Origin of the sequence: Roseibium aquae (assembly GCF_008711285.1) — a bacterium.
In the GTDB taxonomy this organism is placed as follows: domain Bacteria; phylum Pseudomonadota; class Alphaproteobacteria; order Rhizobiales; family Stappiaceae; genus Roseibium; species Roseibium aquae.
Genome location: NZ_VXDC01000010.1, coordinates 141,889 through 157,715 on the forward strand (window position 1 = coordinate 141,889; position 15,827 = coordinate 157,715).

The following is a 15,827-nucleotide window of genomic DNA, read 5'->3' on the forward strand; positions in this document are numbered from 1 at the left end:
GTCAGGCTCCTATCGTGGCGACGAGGACCGCCTTGATCGAATGCAACCGGTTCTCGGCCTGGTCGAACACCACGGATGCCGGAGATTCAAAGACCTCGTCCGTCACCTCCATGCAGTCGATGCCGTAGGTTTGAAAGATTTTCTCGCCGGTCGCGGTGTTGCGGTTGTGGAAGGCGGGCAGGCAATGCAGGAACTTGGTGTGCGGGTTGCCGGTCAGGTCCATCACGTCTTGCGTGACCGAGAAAGGCGACAGCAGCGCGATGCGCTCGGCCCAGACCTCTTCGGGCTCGCCCATCGACACCCAGACATCGGTGTAGATGTAGTCGCAGCCCTCGACGCCTTCGGCCAGCTTTTCGGTCCGGGTGATCCGCGCACCGCTGGTTTCCGCAAGCTTGTGACACTGATCGACCAGAGCCTGATCCGGCCACAGGCTTTGTGGGCCATAGAGGCGGACATCCATGCCGATGAGCGCCGCACCGACCATCAGCGACGTTCCCATGTTGCCGCCGGTATCGCCGACGAAGCAGAACGAAATGTCGGACAGATGCTTGTGGGTGTATTCGCGCATCGTCATCAGATCGGCGAGGATCTGTGTCGGGTGAAATTCGTCCGTCAGCCCGTTGTAGACGGGCACCCCGGCAAACTGCGCCAGAACTTCCGCATCCGCCTGCCCGAAGCCGCGATATTCAATGGCGTCATAGAACCTGCCCAGAACCCGCGCCGTGTCCTTCATCGTCTCCTTGGTGCCGATATGACTGCCCGAGGGCCCTAGATAGGTGACATGCGCCCCCTGATCGAAGGCCGCGACCTCGAAGGCGCTGCGGGTGCGGGTGCTGTCCTTTTCAAAGATCAGGGCGATGTTCTTGCCTTTCAGAAGCTGTTTTTCGGTGCCTGTCGCCTTGGCCTCCTTCAGGCTGGCTCCGAGGCGGAGCAGAAAGCGCAACTCGTCGGGCGAGAAATCCAGCAGTTTCAGGAAACTGCGACCATGCAGGTTCTGGGGCATCGAGTGGTCCTTTCGGGGCAATGGCGCAGATTAAAGGGCGTCTCGGATCAGCGGACAGGTCATGCAATGCGACCCGCCGCGCCCTCGGCCCAGTTCAGCTCCGGAAATGGTGATGACCTCGACGCCCGCCTTTCGCAGCAGCGTGTTGGAATGTTCGTTGCGCGCATAGCCGACCACGACACCGGGGCTGATGCACAGCAGGTTGTTGGCGTCGTCCCATTGTTCGCGCTGAGCTTCATAGGCGTCGCCCCCGGTTGGAACCGTGCGCAACGCCTTTATGTTCAGAGCGTCGGCGACCACCTCGATGAAGGCGCGCGTCTCTGCAACGACCACGACCTTGCCGTCGTCGCCGGGGCGCAGGGAGTAGGCCTGAATCAAGTCCGTTACCTCGGCGAAGACGGTCACCATATCGCGGTCGCAGAAGGTGAAAACGGTATCGAGATGCATCGACGACCGCTCGCGGGGAAACCGGCAGGCGATGACCCGTTCCGCTGCGCCGGCTGCGAACAGCGCCCGCGCCACCTGCCCAACGGCTTGCGGCGTGGTGCGCTCGCCCATGCCGATGAGCACGATCCCGTTGCCGACAGGCATCACATCGCCGCCTTCCAGCGTCGCAAGGCCGTGATTTACCAAGGGATCCCCGAACCATATGGGAAAACCGGCATCCTTGAAGTCGGGATGGAACCGGTAGATAGTGGCCAGATTCAGCGTTTCCAGTCGCCGGGCAGGCCAGAACATCGGATTCAGCGTCACGCCGCCATAGATCCAGCAGGAACTGTCGCGCGTGAAGATAGTGTTGGGCATCGGGGCAAGCTGGAAATCGCTGTCCCGCAGCATCGCCACGACCACCCCGGCCTCTGGGATTGGCAATTCGGCGCGGCTCATGCCGCCGATCAGGATATGCGACAGGGCCCCGGCGGGCATCTCCATCAGGCAGACCAGAAGGTCCTGAGACAACCCGACGCCCACCGAGTTGTCATTGATCCGCGCATCCAGCAGCCAGCGGCGCGCCTCGGGGATCGCCAGCACCTCTTCCAGCATCTCGCGCAATAGCACCACTTCGACGCCATGCGCTTCGAGTGCATCGACGAATTCCATGTGATCGACCCGTGCCTGTTTGACCCAGAGCACGTCGTCGAACAGCAGACTTTCCGCATTTGCGGGTGTCAGCCGGGCCATCTCCGTTCCGGGACGGTGGACAAGAACGCGGCGCAGTTGCCCCGCCTCGGAATGAACGCCATAGGTCAGTGTCATGTGGGGGTGCCTTCCAGCATTGTAGCAAGGCCAAGCGCGGCCATGACGATCAGGGTAAGGATGACCAGAAGCGGCCAGACAAAGCGCAGCCAGCGCTCATAGGGGACACGACCGATGGCCAGCCCTCCCATCACGACGGCGGATGTGGGGGTGATCAGGTTGACCATGCCGCTGGCGGTTGCAAAGGCGGTGACGACCAGTTCCCGCTTGACCCCCGCGAAGTCGGCGACAGGGGCGAGGATGGGCATCGACAGGACGGCCAGGCCTGAAGTGGAGGGCACGAAAAACGACAGCCCAACCTGCGTCCAGTAGATCACCAGGATGAACGCTGTCTGCGACAGGCCCGCCACGCTGGTTTCCGCTGCGTGCAGAATCGTGTCGGTGATGTGGCCTGCGTCCATGATTACGACGATCCCGCGCGCCAGCGCGATAATCAGCGCCACGCCAAGAAGGTCGCGCGCGCCGTTGACGAAACTCTCCACCAGCTTGGCCTCGCCCAAACGGGCGACGATACCGATGAGGACGGCTGCCGCCAGAAACAGCCCGCTCATCTCGGCCATCCACCAGCCGCCGATGGACACGCCCCAGATCATCAGGCCGAAGGTCAGCGCGAACAGGATCAGCACGATCTTGTGCAATCCGGTGAAAGTCGCAGCCTCCATCGGCGTCGAGGCAAGGAAATGCGCCTCGTTCGCAGCTTTCCTGTCGTAGACCAGCGATTTTGTCGGGTCGGCCCGCACACGCGCCGCATAGCGCATCACGAAGGCAACCGTGACCAGCCAGCATACCGCCAGAATGATCAGCCGCAGCACCAGCCCATCCGCAAAGGTCACGCCCGCCGCGTCTGACGCGATGACGGTCGAAAAGGCGTTGATGGTTGAGCCCAGAACGCCGACACCGGCCCCCAGCAGGATCACCGCCACGGCCGTCAGCGCATCGTATCTGGCGGCGATCATCACCGGGATCAGCAGGACGTAGAAGGCCAGCGTCTCCTCGGCCATGCCGTAAGTCGTGCCACCCAGCGCAAAGAGCGCCATCAGGATCGGGATCATCCAGTTCTCGCGGCCCCTGAGGCGGACCATCGCGCGGGCGATCCCGGCATCAATGGCCCCTGACGCCGTCACCACCCCGATGAACCCGCCGATGATCAGCACGAACAGCGACACGTCGATTGCCCGGGCCACATACTCGACGGGGTCGTAGAAGCCGGCGATCGGGGCGAGGATGACATCGAAAAAGCCCTGCGGGTCGACTATGCGCAGTTTCTGGAGATGGAGGTGTTTACCCGCTTCGGCGGCACCATCGAGCCGCGCGTGCAGGCGCAACTGACGCGCGGGACGCGGTTGCGCGCCGTGCTGCGCCAGAACCAGTACGCACCGATGCGGCTGGCCGAGGAGGTGGCGCTGGTGCTGGCGGTGCAGGAGGGGCTGCTGGATGAGCTGAAGCCCGGGGAGGTCGCCAGTTTCCGCGCCAGTCTTGCCAGGGCGCGGGAAAGAGGGGCGGGCGAGGTGCTGCGAAAGGTCGAGACAACGGGCAAGCTGGACGAGGCGGACAAGGCGGCGCTTCTGGCCGTGCTGCGCGAACTGGCCGCGTCTCAGATCGCCGACAATGTCTGACGCCGACCTCTCCGCCCGGATCGACGGCATCCGCCAACTAGGCAGCGTCGTACGGGCAATGACCGGAATCGCCGGGGCGCGCGCCCGCACGGCCCGCGCCCAGATCGCGGCGGTCGAGGGTTATGCCGCCACGCTAGAGGCGGCATTGTCGCAGGGTTTGGCCGGAGTGGAGCTGGAAGACCCCGAACTGACAGCCCGCCCGGCGCTTGTGGTGTTCTGCGCCGAACAGGGGTTCGTGGGCGGGTTTTCAGAACGGGTACTGGACGAGGTTGGCGCGATCCCGAAAGGCACCGATCTGTTCCTGGTCGGCAATCGCGGGACGGCGATTGGTGCGTCACGCGGGATGATGCCCGGATGGTCGGCCGCGATGCCGTCCCGCTCTGCCAGCCTGCCGAAATTCGCGGACCGCGTGCTCGCGGCGGTGTTCGCAGACGGCGATCTGCGCCCGGTGGCAGTGGTTCACATGATTTGGAACCGCGGGCAAGCGGCGGTGGAACGCAGCGACCTGTTTCCGTTTCCGCCTGCGGAAGGCACGCGCGCGCAGTCCGCCCCCCTCATCAATCTGGCTGCCGATGAACTCGCCGCAGCGCTCCGGCTTGATCAACTCCACGCGGTCCTGACCCGGGCCGCCCTCCATGCCTTCATTGCCGAGAACGAAGCGCGGATGGCCGCCATGTCCGCCGCATCCCGCCAGATCGAGGACGAGCTGGACGTGCTGGAAGCACTGGCCCGCAGGCAGCGGCAAGAGGCGATCACCGCCGAGATCATCGAGATTGCGGCGGGGGCCATGGCGGGCCGTTGACGCTCGGGCCATACCGTCGGCATCCCGGACCTAACCTGCATCAGCACGCCGCTTTGCCATCCCGGCTAGCCTGATCCCGTTACGTCAACCAAGGGAAGCCGCCTCATGCCACCTGTCGAAGAAACCGAGGCGAAAGCAGGGTTCCGATTCCCGTCCGCCTTCACCATTCTGTTCGCGCTGATCATTCTGGTTGCGGCCCTGACCTGGATCATCCCGGCAGGCGAGTATGCGCGGGTGGCCTCCGATGCGCTTGGCAAGGATGTGCCCGTGGCGGGCAGCTATGCGCGCACGGACGCCGAGCCGCAGGGACTTCGCTGCATCGCGCAGGGCGGGCGCCTGCGTCTTGCCGCCCACCCGGCTGACCGACACGCCCACATCGACGGCCGGTTTCTGCCCCTCCTGGAACAGGCGCGCATTCAGCACGATCTGCCCGTCGGTTATGGAGATCAGGTTCGTGGGGATATAGGCCGACAGGTTCCCGGCCTCGGTCTGTGCAATCGGCAGGGCGGTCAGCGACCCGCCGCCCCGGGCCTGCGACAGCTTCGCCGCGCGTTCCAGAAGGCGGGCGTGCACGTAGAAGACATCGCCCGGATAGGCCTCGCGCCCCGGCGACTGGCGGGTCAGCAGCGCAATCTCGCGGTGGGTGGCGGCGTGTTTGCTCAGATCGTCGATCACGATCAGGGTATGGCCGCCCTTGTCACGGAAATGCTCGGCCATGGTCATGCCGGCAAAAGGCGCGATCCATTGCAGGCCCGGCGGGGTCGCAGGCCCGGCCACCACAACGATGCAGCGGCCAAAGGCGGCATGGGTCTGCAGCGCATCGACGGCGCGGCGCACCGCCGACGTCTTCTGCCCCACCGCGACATAGATGCAGATCATGTCGGTGTCGCGCTGCGCGATGATCGTGTCGGCGGCCAGCGTCGTCTTGCCCGTCGCCGGATCACCGATGATCAATTCGCGCTGGCCCCGACCCAGTGCGAACAGCGTGTCGACCACCAGCACCCCGGTCTGCACCGGATTGACGACCAGATCGCGCTCGATGATGCCGGGGGCGTCGCGCTCGATCGGCAAGGTCGCCTCGGCGGTAATCGGCCCCTTTCCATCCAGCGGGCGGCCCAGCGGGTCGACGATGCGCCCGAGCAGGCCCGCCCCCACCGGCACGCGCACCACATCGCCCGTACCGTGCACGGCGTCACCCGCTTGCAGGGCGTGGGCGGCATCCAGCAGCACGCAGCCGATCCGGTCGGGTTCCAGGACTTGTGCAAAGCCGAAGGCCCCCGCGTCGAAGCGCAGCAGTTCGTCAAGCCGCACATCGGGCAGACCCGAGATCATCGCCACGCCATCGGCAATGTCCTCGACCCGTCCCCGGTGTTCGGCCACCGGGCCGAGGGCGGTGGACTGAACGCGCGTGGTTGCGTCCTTCAGCCAGAGGGTATCATGCGGCATCGGACAGATCGCCCTTTTCGCCAAGGGCTGCGGCAATCCGGTCAAGATCGGCGCGCCATGAATTGCGCAAGCTGAAATGCGCAGAGTGAATCTCATAACCCGCGATCAGCGCTCGATCGGTACGGAAGGTAAGGGCAGCATGCGCGCCAAGGACGTTTGCTATGGCATCGGCGATCCGGCCCTGCGCTGCGCTGTCCTGATCGGCTGCGCTAACGACCTCAAGGTTGACACCCGCCAACGCGGTTCGCTCGGCATCGGTCAGTGCTCTAAGGCCCTGCACCAGCCAGCCCAGAAACGCCGCATCCGTGGCCGGGCCATCCAGCCGCGCTGCAAGCTGTGCTGCGATGGTCAGTGCGAGGCCCTGTGCCTCTGTCATTGCGTTGGCTTTCAAAGTCTCGGCGGCGCGGACGCGGGCGGTTTTGGCGGTATCGCGCAAGGTTTCCACTTCGGCCCGCGCCTCGGCCAGCAGGCTTTCGCGGGCAGCCGCCGTATCCTTGCAGGCGATGGCCAGCATCGCGTCACGCTCGGCGGCCAGCCCCGCCCGTGCTTCGGCAACCTCGGCCAGTGCGGCCTCGGCCTCGGTCCGTTTGGCCTCTGCCTCGTCCAGCAGCGTCGCTGCGCTCGCCTGACGGTCGGCGATCAGTGCCGCGACGGGCTTCCAGAAGAACCGGTGCAGCAGCCAGATAAGGACAAGGACATTAGCCGTCTGAAAGCCAAGGGTCCACAGATCAAACGTCATGGCATCATCGGGTTGGCGAACAGCAGCAAGAGTGCGATGACAAGGCAATAGATCGCTGTCGTCTCGATCATCGCCAAGCCCACGAACAGAGTGCGCGAAATGGTGTTTGCGGCTTCTGGCTGCCGCGCGATGGCGTCCATCGCGGCGGCCACGGCCCGGCCTTCGGCCAGGGCCGGGCCGAGTGCGCCGAACGACACTGCGAAAGCTGCGCAAAAGATGCTGATCAGGGGGACATATTCCATTCAGGACTCCTCAATTTCGGGGGCGGTTTGGGGTTTGCCCTTTTCGACGGCGGACGTGATGAACACCATCGACAGAACGGCAAAGATGTAGGCCTGCACGGCGCCCGTCAGCAGATCGAGCACCATCAGCGGGATCGGCACCAGCAGGGCAGCCAGCGAGCCGACGATGGCGATCACGAAGACCCCGCTCATCACATTGCCGAACAGCCGCACGAACATCGAAAAGCTGCGGGTGACACTTTCCAGCATGTTGAGCGGGATCATCACTGGATTGGGCAGCGCAAAACCGCGCAGGAAACCGCCCACGCCGCCGCCCCGGACGCCGAAGACGATGATCGACAGGAACACGATGGCAGCCAGCGCGGCGGGCGTTTCCATCGTGGCGGTCGGCGGTGTGACGCCGGGGACCAACGAGGACCAGTTGGCGATCAGGATGAACAGGAACAGCGTGCCGACAAAGGCGCGGTACGGGGCCGGCGCGGCCCCGGTCACATCGTGGATCTGTTGATCGACCGTGGCGACCAGCAGTTCCGCCATGGCCTGCGCCTTTGACGGCACCAGGGTCAGGCGGCGGCTCAGCAGGGCCGCGCCCAGCACAAGAACCGCCATGATCGCCCAGGTCACCACAACCGACGCCATGATCGGCACCGAAAACGAAACTGGACCCACCATGAACAGCGGCACGGATTGCAGTGGGTTGTCCATCACACGGCTCTCCGCATCACGGCAAGGCGTCCGATCAGCAGGCCGAGTGCGGCTGCCAGCAACGGCCCGGCTCCCTGGATCGCCGCGACGATCAGCACCCCGCCAAGGCCTGCCATCCGCAACAACACCAGGGCCACACCGAACAGCGGTCCGCCCCGCCGCCCCGACAGCATCAGATCGGCGCTCTGCCGCACCATGCGGAAATAGATCAGGCCGATCAGCACTCCGCCCACCAGCCACGGCGCAAGGATCACCAGACCGCTCATGCGCTGCCGATCCAGCGCCAGGCGAACCAGCCACCAAGCCCAAGGCCGACCATCAGCAGCGGTGCCGTCCAGAACAGCCCCGTGTCGAACCGGCCGTCCAGCCAGCGGCCCAGAGCGATCCCGCCCAGCATCGGCGCCACGATGATCCAGCCTAGGACGCCGATCTGCGCCAGCCGCCGACCGACCGAGGCTTCGCCGTCGCGCTCCCAGGCCGCGCGGCGGGCCTGATGGGTGCGCACTTCGCGGATCAGGGGATCGTCGTCGTCGGTCCTGCCTTTTTCCGGTTCGCTCAAACCCCCGCCCCCCGGGATTTCGGCTGCAACCTGGCCAGCATCTGCCGCATCGCACTCAGGTGCAGGCGGGTTGTTTCCACATGCTCGACCCGTTCCTCATCCATCTCGGCGTGGAACCGCTCCAGCACTTCGCGGTCGAGCGTTGCCAGATCGTCGCCCGTCACCGCCTCGCGGGTGGCGATGGCAACATGGCCCGCGCGCATCGTCAGGGATCCGCCGCGCACGGCGCAGAAGCGGGACGCGCCCTCTGGCGTTGTCCACGAGACGACCGACACCGCGAGCCGCGTCAGGAAATCGGCATGCCCCGGCAGGATGCCGAAGCTGCCGCTGGCATCCATCGCGCGCAGGCTGCCGGCCGGTTGATCCACGACGATCGCGAGCGGGGTCATGATGCGCAGCGTCATGGAGCGGGTCACGCGGCGGCCTCCTTTGCCCGCGCCTCGGCAAGCGCGCCGACCATGTAGAGCGACGTCTCGGCCCAACCGTCCGCCTCGCCGTCCAGGATCGCGCGGCACCCGGCGAGCGTGTCGGCGCGGGCAACGGACTGGCCCGGCGTGCCGGTAAAGGCCTCGGTCACCGCAAAAGGCTGGCTCAGATAGCGTTGCAGACGCCGCGCGCGGGTGACGATGGTCTTGTCGGCACTGCCCAGTTCATCGACGCCCAGAAGCGAGATGATGTCCTGCAACTCGGCAAACCGCGCCAGCATCTCGCGCACCTCGCTGGCAATCGTGTAGTGGTCATCGCCCACGACAGCGGGGTCAAGCAGGGTGGACGAGGAGGCCAGCGGATCAATCGCCGGATAGAAGCCTTGCCCTGCCAAGGCACGGCTCAGCACGATCACGCAATCCATGTGGCCCGAAATCGTGGTCACTGCCGGATCGGTGAAATCGTCGGCGGGCACATAGACGGCCTGGATCGAGGTCACCGCCGCCCCCGCCACGGATGCGATGCGTTCCTGCAACCGGGCCACTTCGGTGGCCAGTGTCGGCTGATACCCCACGCGCGAGGGCAACCGGCCCAGCAGGCTGGATACCTCTGCCCCCGCCTGAACAAAGCGGAACACGTTGTCCATCAGCAGCAGGACGTTCTGGTGTTTCGTGTCGCGAAAGTATTCCGAGATGGTCAGCGCGGTCAGCGGCGCCCGCCACCGCGCCCCCGGTGGTTCGTTCATCTGGCCGTAGACCAGCACGGTGCGGGGCAGAACGCCTGACGCGGACATTTCCGTCAGCATCTCATGGCCCTCGCGCGACCGCTCGCCAATGCCGGCGAACACCGAGATGCCTTGGTATTTCTCGACCATGGCGTGGATCAACTCCATCACCAGAACCGTCTTGCCGACACCCGCACCGCCGAACATGGCCGCCTTGCCGCCCTGCGCCATCGGGGTCAGGAGGTCGATCACCTTGATGCCGGTCTCGAACACCTCGGTTGTGGTGCTTTGTGCGGACAGGGGCGGTGGGGCGGCATGGATCGACCGGCGCGGCGTGTCCTCGGGCAACGCCTCGCCAAGATCGCGCAGCCCCCCCGTCACGTCCAGAAGCCGGCCGAGCACCGCAGCCCCCACCGGCACCGTGATCGGTGCACCGGTCGCGCGCACGGACACGCCGCGCGCCAAACCCGCCGTTGCCTGCAGGGCCACCGCGCGCAGGGTCGTCAGATCAAGATGGCTCTGCACCTCGAGCATCAGCGGGCCGGGTCGGTCCCAGTCCACCAGCAATGCCTCGTTCAGGGCAGGCAGTGCGCCGGGGCCATAGCGCACATCGACCACCGCGCCGCGCACGGCATGGACCCGGCCATCGGGTGTCTCTTCGGGCATCGGGGCTCCTTCCGGCGTCACGTCACACGCGGTCCTTTGCACATTCCCCGGTTGTGACCCGAAGGACCGGGCCATGCACTGATGTGCGTTAGGGACAGCACGGCCAATAGCGCCTTAGCTGTAGGTGACTTGGCGTCCGACCGAACCCAGCCAGAGTCAGGTATGAAGAGGAGACTGCGATGAAGGGCTATGTTGCCGACATCGAGAAGCTGACCGAGAAGAACGACGATTTCCGGCAGGTTCTTTACACCGGGGCGCATCTGCAACTGGTGCTGATGACGCTGAAACCCGGTCAGGACATCGGGACCGAGACGCACGACACCCATGACCAGTTCTTTCGCATCGAGAAGGGCAAGGGTTCTGCGGTGATCGATGGCGTGACTCACAAGGTCAAGGACGGCGGTTGCGTCATCGTGCCCGCCGGGGCGGTCCACAACGTGACCAACACGGGCGACAAGCCCCTGCATCTCTACACGCTCTACGGCCCGCCTGAACACATGGACCATCTGGTTCAGCAGACCAAGGCGGAGGCAGATGGCTCGTCCGAAAGCTTCGACGGGATACCGACCGACGTTCCGTCAAGGCACATTCTTCTCTGATGTTTACGAGACCGGCGCCGCCACCGAAGCGGTCGAGCCAACCTTGACGCAATTCATCCAACAGGAACGAAAATGACCCCTCAGCGACACGCCTATATCATCGGCAGCGGCATCGGCTCGCTCGCTGCGGCTACATTCATGATCCGCGATGGAGGCATGGCGGGTGACGCCATCACCATTTTCGAGACGCAGCCCGTGCCCGGCGGCAGCCTTGATGGCTCGGGCACAGCGGAAGGTGGATACTCCATGCGCGGCGGACGCATGCTGACCACGGACAATTATGAATGCACCTGGGAACTGTACAAAACGATCCCTTCACTGACAGATCCTGCCGTAACGGTGTACGAAGAAACGGTCGCCTTCAACACGCCCGTCACCGCTCATTCTCAGGCCCGCCTGATCGACAGGAACCGGGCCATCGTGGATGTCACGACAATGGGTTTTGACATGAGCGACCGGGTTGAACTGCTTAAACTCACCGAGACAAGCGAAGAAAAGCTTGGCGACAGCCCCATCACCGACTGGCTGTCTCCGCAATTCTTCGAGACGAATTTCTGGTTCATGTGGCAGACGACGTTTGCATTCCAGCCTTGGCACAGCGCAATAGAATTTCGCAGGTACCTGCACCGCTTCATGAAGGAATTCAGCCGGATTGAGACGCTGGAAGGCGTCAAACGCACTGTCTACAACCAGAATGACTCACTTGTGAAACCGCTCGTGGCCTGGCTTACCAGCAAGGGCGTTCAGTTCAGATGCAACACCACCGTCACCGACATGACCGTGGAAACGCGCGACGGCCAGCTCACTGTGTCCGGTCTGACGGTCCGCACGGACAACAAGGACAGCGTCGTCGCCGTCGACAAGGACGATCTGGTAATCCTTCAGAACGCCTCGATGACGGATGCCTCCAGCATCGGCTCCATGACAGTGGCACCGGAAAAGCGTACCAAGGCCGACAGCATGGGCTGGGTGCTCTGGGAGCGTCTTTGCGAGGGCCGACCGGAGTTTGGCAACCCCGCCGCCTTCAACAGCAGCATCGCGGAGAGCAACTGGCCGTCCTTCACCGTCACCCTGCATGACGCGGTTTTCTTCAACCGGATGGAGTCGCTGTCGGGCAACAAGGCCGGAACCGGCGGCCTGGTGACCTTCAGGGATTCAAACTGGCGGCTGTCCATTGTGCTCGCCCACCAGCCTCACTTCGCCAATCAGCCCACCGACGTTCAGGTCTTCTGGGGCTATGCCCTGCATGGCGACCGGATCGGAGACTTTGTCGCGAAACCGATGGCGGACTGTTCGGGCGAAGACATCCTGCAGGAACTCTGCGGGCACCTCAACTTTGACAAAGCCGACGTGTTCGCCTCGGCCAACTGTATTCCATGCCGGATGCCCTATATCACCAGTATGTTCATGCCGCGCGCGCCGGGCGACCGCCCCCAGCCGATTCCGGTCAACAGCCGCAATCTCGGGCTCGTCAGTCAGTTCGTCGAGATCCCGGAAGATGTGGTGTTTACGGTCGAATTCTCGATCCGTGTTGCTCAGATTGTTGTCTACCAGATGCTTGGAATTGAGAAGAAAATTCCGCCCGTTTCGCGCCATGACACATCGCTGAAGGTCAAATTCGATGCGCTCGTGAAGGCGTTTCAGTAGACCCCTGCCGAAAGGGAATGCGCGCGGTGCTGTCCGCCGCCGCCAGGGTGATCGCGGCAGTCGGGTGTGGGTTTCTACTTTTAGCGGCCTTCGCGCCTTCGTCTGCTGGTCGGACCCGAACTTGCGGCGGCTTGGGATCGGCATCGGGCTTCTGGCGCTTACTACACTGTTACTGCGCCTTGCACGGGGACATTCTGCCGAACCTCAACCAGTCGCCGTCGTGGCGCCGAATGAGCCTGCGCCGCCTGCCGATCCGATCACACTCGCCGTCTTCACCGTGGCGTTCGTCCTTGGCCCCCGTCTGGCGGATCGCTGGCGCGGCCGATCGCCCATCTTCAACTCCGGAAAAGGGCAGCAGCGCAAGATAGCCAGGCGCCGCGCCGGACAGCCCGCCCATCAACCCGACCAGCGCGCCTTGGGTTACAAACACGAAGATGATGAACCCGCGGCCCACCCCCCATTGCGCGCATGTTCTCCCACAGTTCCCGACGCCGCCGACCTGACTCGAGTGCGGAACCGTGCCGCATGCCTTACGTGCGCGCCTTTCAGAGGAGCAGCCTAACTTGGATCAGCGTATAAAGGATAGGACGGTGCGATAGTATGAACGTTCACCGGACACCGGTGAACGTGTACCCAGTCCGAGTGAGCCAGAGACACGCGCGGCAAGCTGTCTCTCGTCCCCATGTCCCGCGTATTTCTCGTTCCCGGATCATCCGAGAAAGGACAAATCCATGACACCCGAACAGAACAAGACCGCCGACAAGATGAAGACCGTGAAGGCCGCATGGGACAAGGCGACCTTCGGACCGAAGAAGGATGCGGCGTTGAAGCATTACCAGGCGGCTGAGAAGGCACACACGGCCAAGAACGACGCCGACACGAACAAGGAACTGGACGCTGCGACCCACGCTCTCGCGTGACGTGATGGTTCGGCTGCCCGGCTATGCGAGCCGGGCAACCGCGCAGGAAAGGCTGGACCCGAGGGACTTGTTCCATCCCGCGCAGGTCTCGAAACACCCACCAAGGAAAGCGATCATGTCACTGACCTTTGCCGCAGCCACACGGCTACGCGCGATTTCCACGCTCGCAACACTGACGCTCGCAACGACTGCGAATGCGCAGGCGGTCGAACAAACTCAGGGATCGGCCCCTCGTGATGGTGGCGGGATGATGGGCGACAGCTGGGGATGGGGTATGGGGCACGGCAGCTACGGAATGGGTGGCTATGGCTTTATTGGCGTACTTGTTCTGGCCCTGGTGGTAATTGCGGTTGCCGTCCTGGCGTTTCGTCGCCGCCAGCCGTGATGAACTTCGCGCGGCGAAACATAGTGACGCGAGGCCCGGGGCGGCGACCTCATTTTTGGGTCCGATGCAAACCTGTATCAGCACGAAGCGATTGGAAAACCGGTTAGCTGGAACATGCCTGCGGACTTAAGGCAGGCAGGTTTACATCGAAGGGAGAACACCATGGATAAGGATCAAGTGATCGGTTCCGCAAAGGTCATCAAGGGGAAGGCCAAGGTTGCGGTCGGCAAGAAGATTGGCGACGCGAAGCTCGAGGCAGAAGGCCAGGCCGACAAGATCGAAGGCAAGGTGCAGAACGCTGTCGGCAGCATCAAGGATGCAATCCGTGACGCCTAGAGGCCTGGTAGTGCGCGCGCGCCTCCATTTGGAAGTGAAGGTTCCGGCATCTCGACTCCTGTCCTCCCGCAGTTCCGCCTTGCGCGGGCGTTCCACTAGCCCGCGGGGAAGATGTCAATGAACCGGACCTCTCTGCTCATCCTGATCGCGGTTCTCGCGGTTTGCGCCGTCGGGGCTGGCTATCTGTACTATCAGGAACGCCAAAGCGGCATCGATATCGAGATCAACGAACATGGCGTGACCATCGACGGAAACTGAACTGGCCAGCCTCGAAGCGAACACGTCACAACGGAGGCTCTTCGCAGGGCAAGGGGCGCCCCACCAACGGAGAAAGAGCCATGTCACTCGGTACGATCCTGATCATCATACTTGCCATTTTTCTGCTCGGCGGGTTCAGCGGACGCTTCGGCGGCTATGGCTATGGCTTCGGTCATGCCGGTACCGGTGTTCTTGGCACTGTCCTGATCATCGTTGTCATCCTGATGCTGCTTGGCCGGATCTGACCGAATTCCAACGCGGCCCGACATCAAGGCAGAAGTGGCCCTCTCTAATCCATGTAGGATGGATCGAATTGTGCGAAATCGGCCAGTTGGTGATAGTTGTCGAACGCGACGAACCCGTCCCGGAAGGTGACCATTCCACCTTCGCGCAGTTGGCGCAGCACCCGGTTGACATAGACGGCACTGAGCCCCACCGCGTCGGCCAGAAGGTATTGCGACAGCGGACAGGCATAGCCTGCCTAGCTTCCCATGCCGACCAGGGCAAGCCTGGCGCCAAGTTCCAGAAGGAAATGCGCCATACGTTACATCGCATTTCGGCGTCCAATATCCACAAGATGCTCGACCACCATCGCCTCGTCCCGGGACGCTGCCCACAGAATGGCCGTCGCCAGCCGGGACCTTTGCGCAAAGGCGTCCAGAAGGTCGGCGACCAGAATTTCCGTCACCTCGATGTCCGTCACTGGCTCGATATTGTGATCCGACACGTGCAAAAGCACACTGCACAGCCCCAGGAAATCGCCGGGGATCTGGAAATCCACGATTTGCCTCTGCCCGTCTTCAAGCAGCTTGTAGGAACAGGCCCAGCCAGAGGCAAGAATGTAGGCGGCCTGGTCCGATTGCCCCTGATGGACGAGATCCCGGCCCGAGACGAAGGTGCGGCGGCGTTTGTGCAACGATGCAAGCACGGCAAGTTCGGCGTCCAAAAGGGCGAAAAATGGGCCAAGCTTGCGGACAAGTGGATTGGTTTCGGGCATTTGTCCCCCTCCGGCACGTGCCAAAGTTCTACCCAACGAACTCTTACCGATGACTGATATCGATCAGCACAGCATAACGGATTTCTTGCCAATCTACTCCACAAGCAGCAGGCGCATCCCGGCGTCGCACGTGTCGGAAAGGTCAAGTACCAATGACGGACGATCAGAAGCATTCAGGGATGGCGGCCCTTTCGATTTGCCAAGCCCTGCTGCTTGCGCTGAATGATGCGCAAATCCTACCTGAGAAAGAGATCATGGGTGTTCCCTCTGATGCTGCCGCCACCCACGACAACGCCCGCGGTTCTGCGGCCGATACCGAGAGCCACCGGGCCGTCGCGGCGCTGATCCGTCGGATCATCGCCGGAGGAAACTCGATCTGTTGATTTTCACTGAGAACTGACCCGGTAAGGCCCGATTTTTTCACTGAGAACTGACCCATGTTTAAACCCACCCCTGCGTGATTTCGGCGGGGGACGACGGAGTGATAGACATGGCGTTGTTGA

At 63.4% G+C, this 15,827-nt stretch carries 24 protein-coding genes; 10 read left to right on the forward strand and 14 right to left on the reverse strand.

What is annotated here, in order from left to right:
• Position 1: 1 nt before the first annotated feature.
• Genes argF through F0184_RS16355 form a run of 3 tightly spaced genes read right to left on the reverse strand, consistent with a single transcriptional unit; the run spans position 2 to position 3,582 of the window.
• Positions 2-1,003, reverse strand: coding sequence for an ornithine carbamoyltransferase (argF, locus tag F0184_RS16345; RefSeq protein WP_150497272.1), 1,002 nt, complete (start codon positions 1,001-1,003; stop codon positions 2-4).
• 30 nt (positions 1,004-1,033) lie between these two features.
• The gene (locus F0184_RS16350; protein WP_150497273.1) at positions 1,034-2,257 is read right to left on the reverse strand and encodes an arginine deiminase; all 1,224 of its coding nucleotides are present in this window, start codon (positions 2,255-2,257) and stop codon (positions 1,034-1,036) included.
• Positions 2,254-3,582, reverse strand: coding sequence for a YfcC family protein (locus F0184_RS16355; RefSeq protein WP_244299252.1), 1,329 nt, complete (start codon positions 3,580-3,582; stop codon positions 2,254-2,256). Before F0184_RS16355 ends, F0184_RS16350 begins: the two co-directional genes overlap by 4 nt.
• Between F0184_RS16355 and F0184_RS20930 the strand changes: the two genes are divergently transcribed.
• On the forward strand, positions 3,535-3,873 hold the full coding sequence (locus F0184_RS20930; protein WP_244299254.1) for a hypothetical protein: 339 nt from the start codon (positions 3,535-3,537) through the stop codon (positions 3,871-3,873). The two genes, F0184_RS16355 and F0184_RS20930, sit on opposite strands and share 48 nt — an antisense overlap.
• Positions 3,866-4,675 (forward strand): F0F1 ATP synthase subunit gamma, encoded by an 810-nt coding sequence (locus tag F0184_RS16360; RefSeq protein WP_150497275.1) that lies wholly within the window; start codon positions 3,866-3,868, stop codon positions 4,673-4,675. The genes F0184_RS20930 and F0184_RS16360 overlap by 8 nt, the downstream gene beginning before the upstream one ends.
• A gap of 84 nt (positions 4,676-4,759) precedes the next feature.
• Here F0184_RS16360 and F0184_RS16365 read toward each other — a convergent pair whose 3' ends face one another.
• From F0184_RS16365 to atpD, 8 genes are read right to left on the reverse strand one after another with little or no spacing between them, the layout of a single operon-like run.
• Positions 4,760-6,121: a F0F1 ATP synthase subunit alpha gene (locus F0184_RS16365; RefSeq protein WP_150497276.1), complete on the reverse strand. Its 1,362-nt coding sequence runs from the start codon at positions 6,119-6,121 to the stop codon at positions 4,760-4,762.
• Entirely contained in the window at positions 6,111-6,860 is a 750-nt protein-coding gene (locus tag F0184_RS16370; RefSeq protein ID WP_150497277.1) for a F0F1 ATP synthase subunit B, read from the reverse strand. The genes F0184_RS16365 and F0184_RS16370 overlap by 11 nt, the downstream gene beginning before the upstream one ends.
• On the reverse strand, positions 6,857-7,102 hold the full coding sequence (locus F0184_RS16375) for a F0F1 ATP synthase subunit C (RefSeq protein ID WP_150497278.1): 246 nt from the start codon (positions 7,100-7,102) through the stop codon (positions 6,857-6,859). The genes F0184_RS16370 and F0184_RS16375 overlap by 4 nt, the downstream gene beginning before the upstream one ends.
• Positions 7,103-7,807 carry a F0F1 ATP synthase subunit A gene (locus tag F0184_RS16380; RefSeq protein ID WP_150497279.1) on the reverse strand — a complete coding sequence of 235 codons (705 nt, stop codon included), beginning with the start codon at positions 7,805-7,807 and terminating at the stop codon, positions 7,103-7,105.
• Positions 7,807-8,073, reverse strand: coding sequence for an N-ATPase subunit AtpR (locus F0184_RS16385; RefSeq protein WP_150497280.1), 267 nt, complete (start codon positions 8,071-8,073; stop codon positions 7,807-7,809). The genes F0184_RS16380 and F0184_RS16385 overlap by 1 nt, the downstream gene beginning before the upstream one ends.
• A complete protein-coding gene (locus F0184_RS16390; protein ID WP_150497281.1) occupies positions 8,070-8,366 on the reverse strand; it encodes an AtpZ/AtpI family protein in 297 nt (98 codons plus the stop codon). Before F0184_RS16390 ends, F0184_RS16385 begins: the two co-directional genes overlap by 4 nt.
• A complete protein-coding gene (locus F0184_RS16395; protein WP_244299256.1) occupies positions 8,363-8,782 on the reverse strand; it encodes a F0F1 ATP synthase subunit epsilon in 420 nt (139 codons plus the stop codon). Before F0184_RS16395 ends, F0184_RS16390 begins: the two co-directional genes overlap by 4 nt.
• A complete protein-coding gene (gene atpD, locus F0184_RS16400; protein WP_150497282.1) occupies positions 8,779-10,182 on the reverse strand; it encodes a F0F1 ATP synthase subunit beta in 1,404 nt (467 codons plus the stop codon). Before atpD ends, F0184_RS16395 begins: the two co-directional genes overlap by 4 nt.
• Positions 10,183-10,361: 179 nt before the next feature.
• Here atpD and F0184_RS16405 point away from each other — a divergent pair, with 179 nt between their 5' ends.
• Together F0184_RS16405 and F0184_RS16410 are read left to right on the forward strand one after the other, a co-directional pair.
• Positions 10,362-10,781: a cupin domain-containing protein gene (locus F0184_RS16405; RefSeq protein WP_150497283.1), complete on the forward strand. Its 420-nt coding sequence runs from the start codon at positions 10,362-10,364 to the stop codon at positions 10,779-10,781.
• 72 nt (positions 10,782-10,853) lie between these two features.
• A complete protein-coding gene (locus F0184_RS16410) occupies positions 10,854-12,428 on the forward strand; it encodes an oleate hydratase (RefSeq protein ID WP_150497284.1) in 1,575 nt (524 codons plus the stop codon).
• Between the two features lie 169 nt (positions 12,429-12,597).
• Here F0184_RS16410 and F0184_RS16415 read toward each other — a convergent pair whose 3' ends face one another.
• Positions 12,598-12,858, reverse strand: coding sequence for a hypothetical protein (locus F0184_RS16415; RefSeq protein WP_150497285.1), 261 nt, complete (start codon positions 12,856-12,858; stop codon positions 12,598-12,600).
• A 301-nt stretch (positions 12,859-13,159) separates the two neighbouring features.
• Here F0184_RS16415 and F0184_RS16420 point away from each other — a divergent pair, with 301 nt between their 5' ends.
• From F0184_RS16420 to F0184_RS16435, 5 genes are all read left to right on the forward strand, one after another.
• Positions 13,160-13,348: a hypothetical protein gene (locus F0184_RS16420; RefSeq protein ID WP_150497286.1), complete on the forward strand. Its 189-nt coding sequence runs from the start codon at positions 13,160-13,162 to the stop codon at positions 13,346-13,348.
• 115 nt (positions 13,349-13,463) lie between these two features.
• Entirely contained in the window at positions 13,464-13,733 is a 270-nt protein-coding gene (locus tag F0184_RS20695; protein WP_206668362.1) for an SHOCT domain-containing protein, read from the forward strand.
• Positions 13,734-13,895: 162 nt separating this feature from the next.
• Entirely contained in the window at positions 13,896-14,069 is a 174-nt protein-coding gene (locus F0184_RS16430; RefSeq protein WP_150497287.1) for a CsbD family protein, read from the forward strand.
• 117 nt (positions 14,070-14,186) lie between these two features.
• On the forward strand, positions 14,187-14,327 hold the full coding sequence (locus F0184_RS20610; protein WP_172972141.1) for a hypothetical protein: 141 nt from the start codon (positions 14,187-14,189) through the stop codon (positions 14,325-14,327).
• A gap of 80 nt (positions 14,328-14,407) precedes the next feature.
• Complete coding sequence (locus tag F0184_RS16435) at positions 14,408-14,572, forward strand: DUF3309 family protein (protein ID WP_150497288.1); 165 nt, start codon at positions 14,408-14,410, stop codon at positions 14,570-14,572.
• 44 nt (positions 14,573-14,616) lie between these two features.
• Here F0184_RS16435 and F0184_RS20785 read toward each other — a convergent pair whose 3' ends face one another.
• Together F0184_RS20785 and F0184_RS20790 are read right to left on the reverse strand one after the other, a co-directional pair.
• Complete coding sequence (locus F0184_RS20785; RefSeq protein ID WP_244299258.1) at positions 14,617-14,763, reverse strand: hypothetical protein; 147 nt, start codon at positions 14,761-14,763, stop codon at positions 14,617-14,619.
• A 108-nt stretch (positions 14,764-14,871) separates the two neighbouring features.
• Positions 14,872-15,324 carry a Crp/Fnr family transcriptional regulator gene (locus F0184_RS20790; protein ID WP_208998519.1) on the reverse strand — a complete coding sequence of 151 codons (453 nt, stop codon included), beginning with the start codon at positions 15,322-15,324 and terminating at the stop codon, positions 14,872-14,874.
• A 152-nt stretch (positions 15,325-15,476) separates the two neighbouring features.
• Between F0184_RS20790 and F0184_RS16445 the strand changes: the two genes are divergently transcribed.
• Positions 15,477-15,707 (forward strand): hypothetical protein, encoded by a 231-nt coding sequence (locus tag F0184_RS16445; RefSeq protein ID WP_150497289.1) that lies wholly within the window; start codon positions 15,477-15,479, stop codon positions 15,705-15,707.
• Positions 15,708-15,827: the final 120 nt, after the last annotated feature.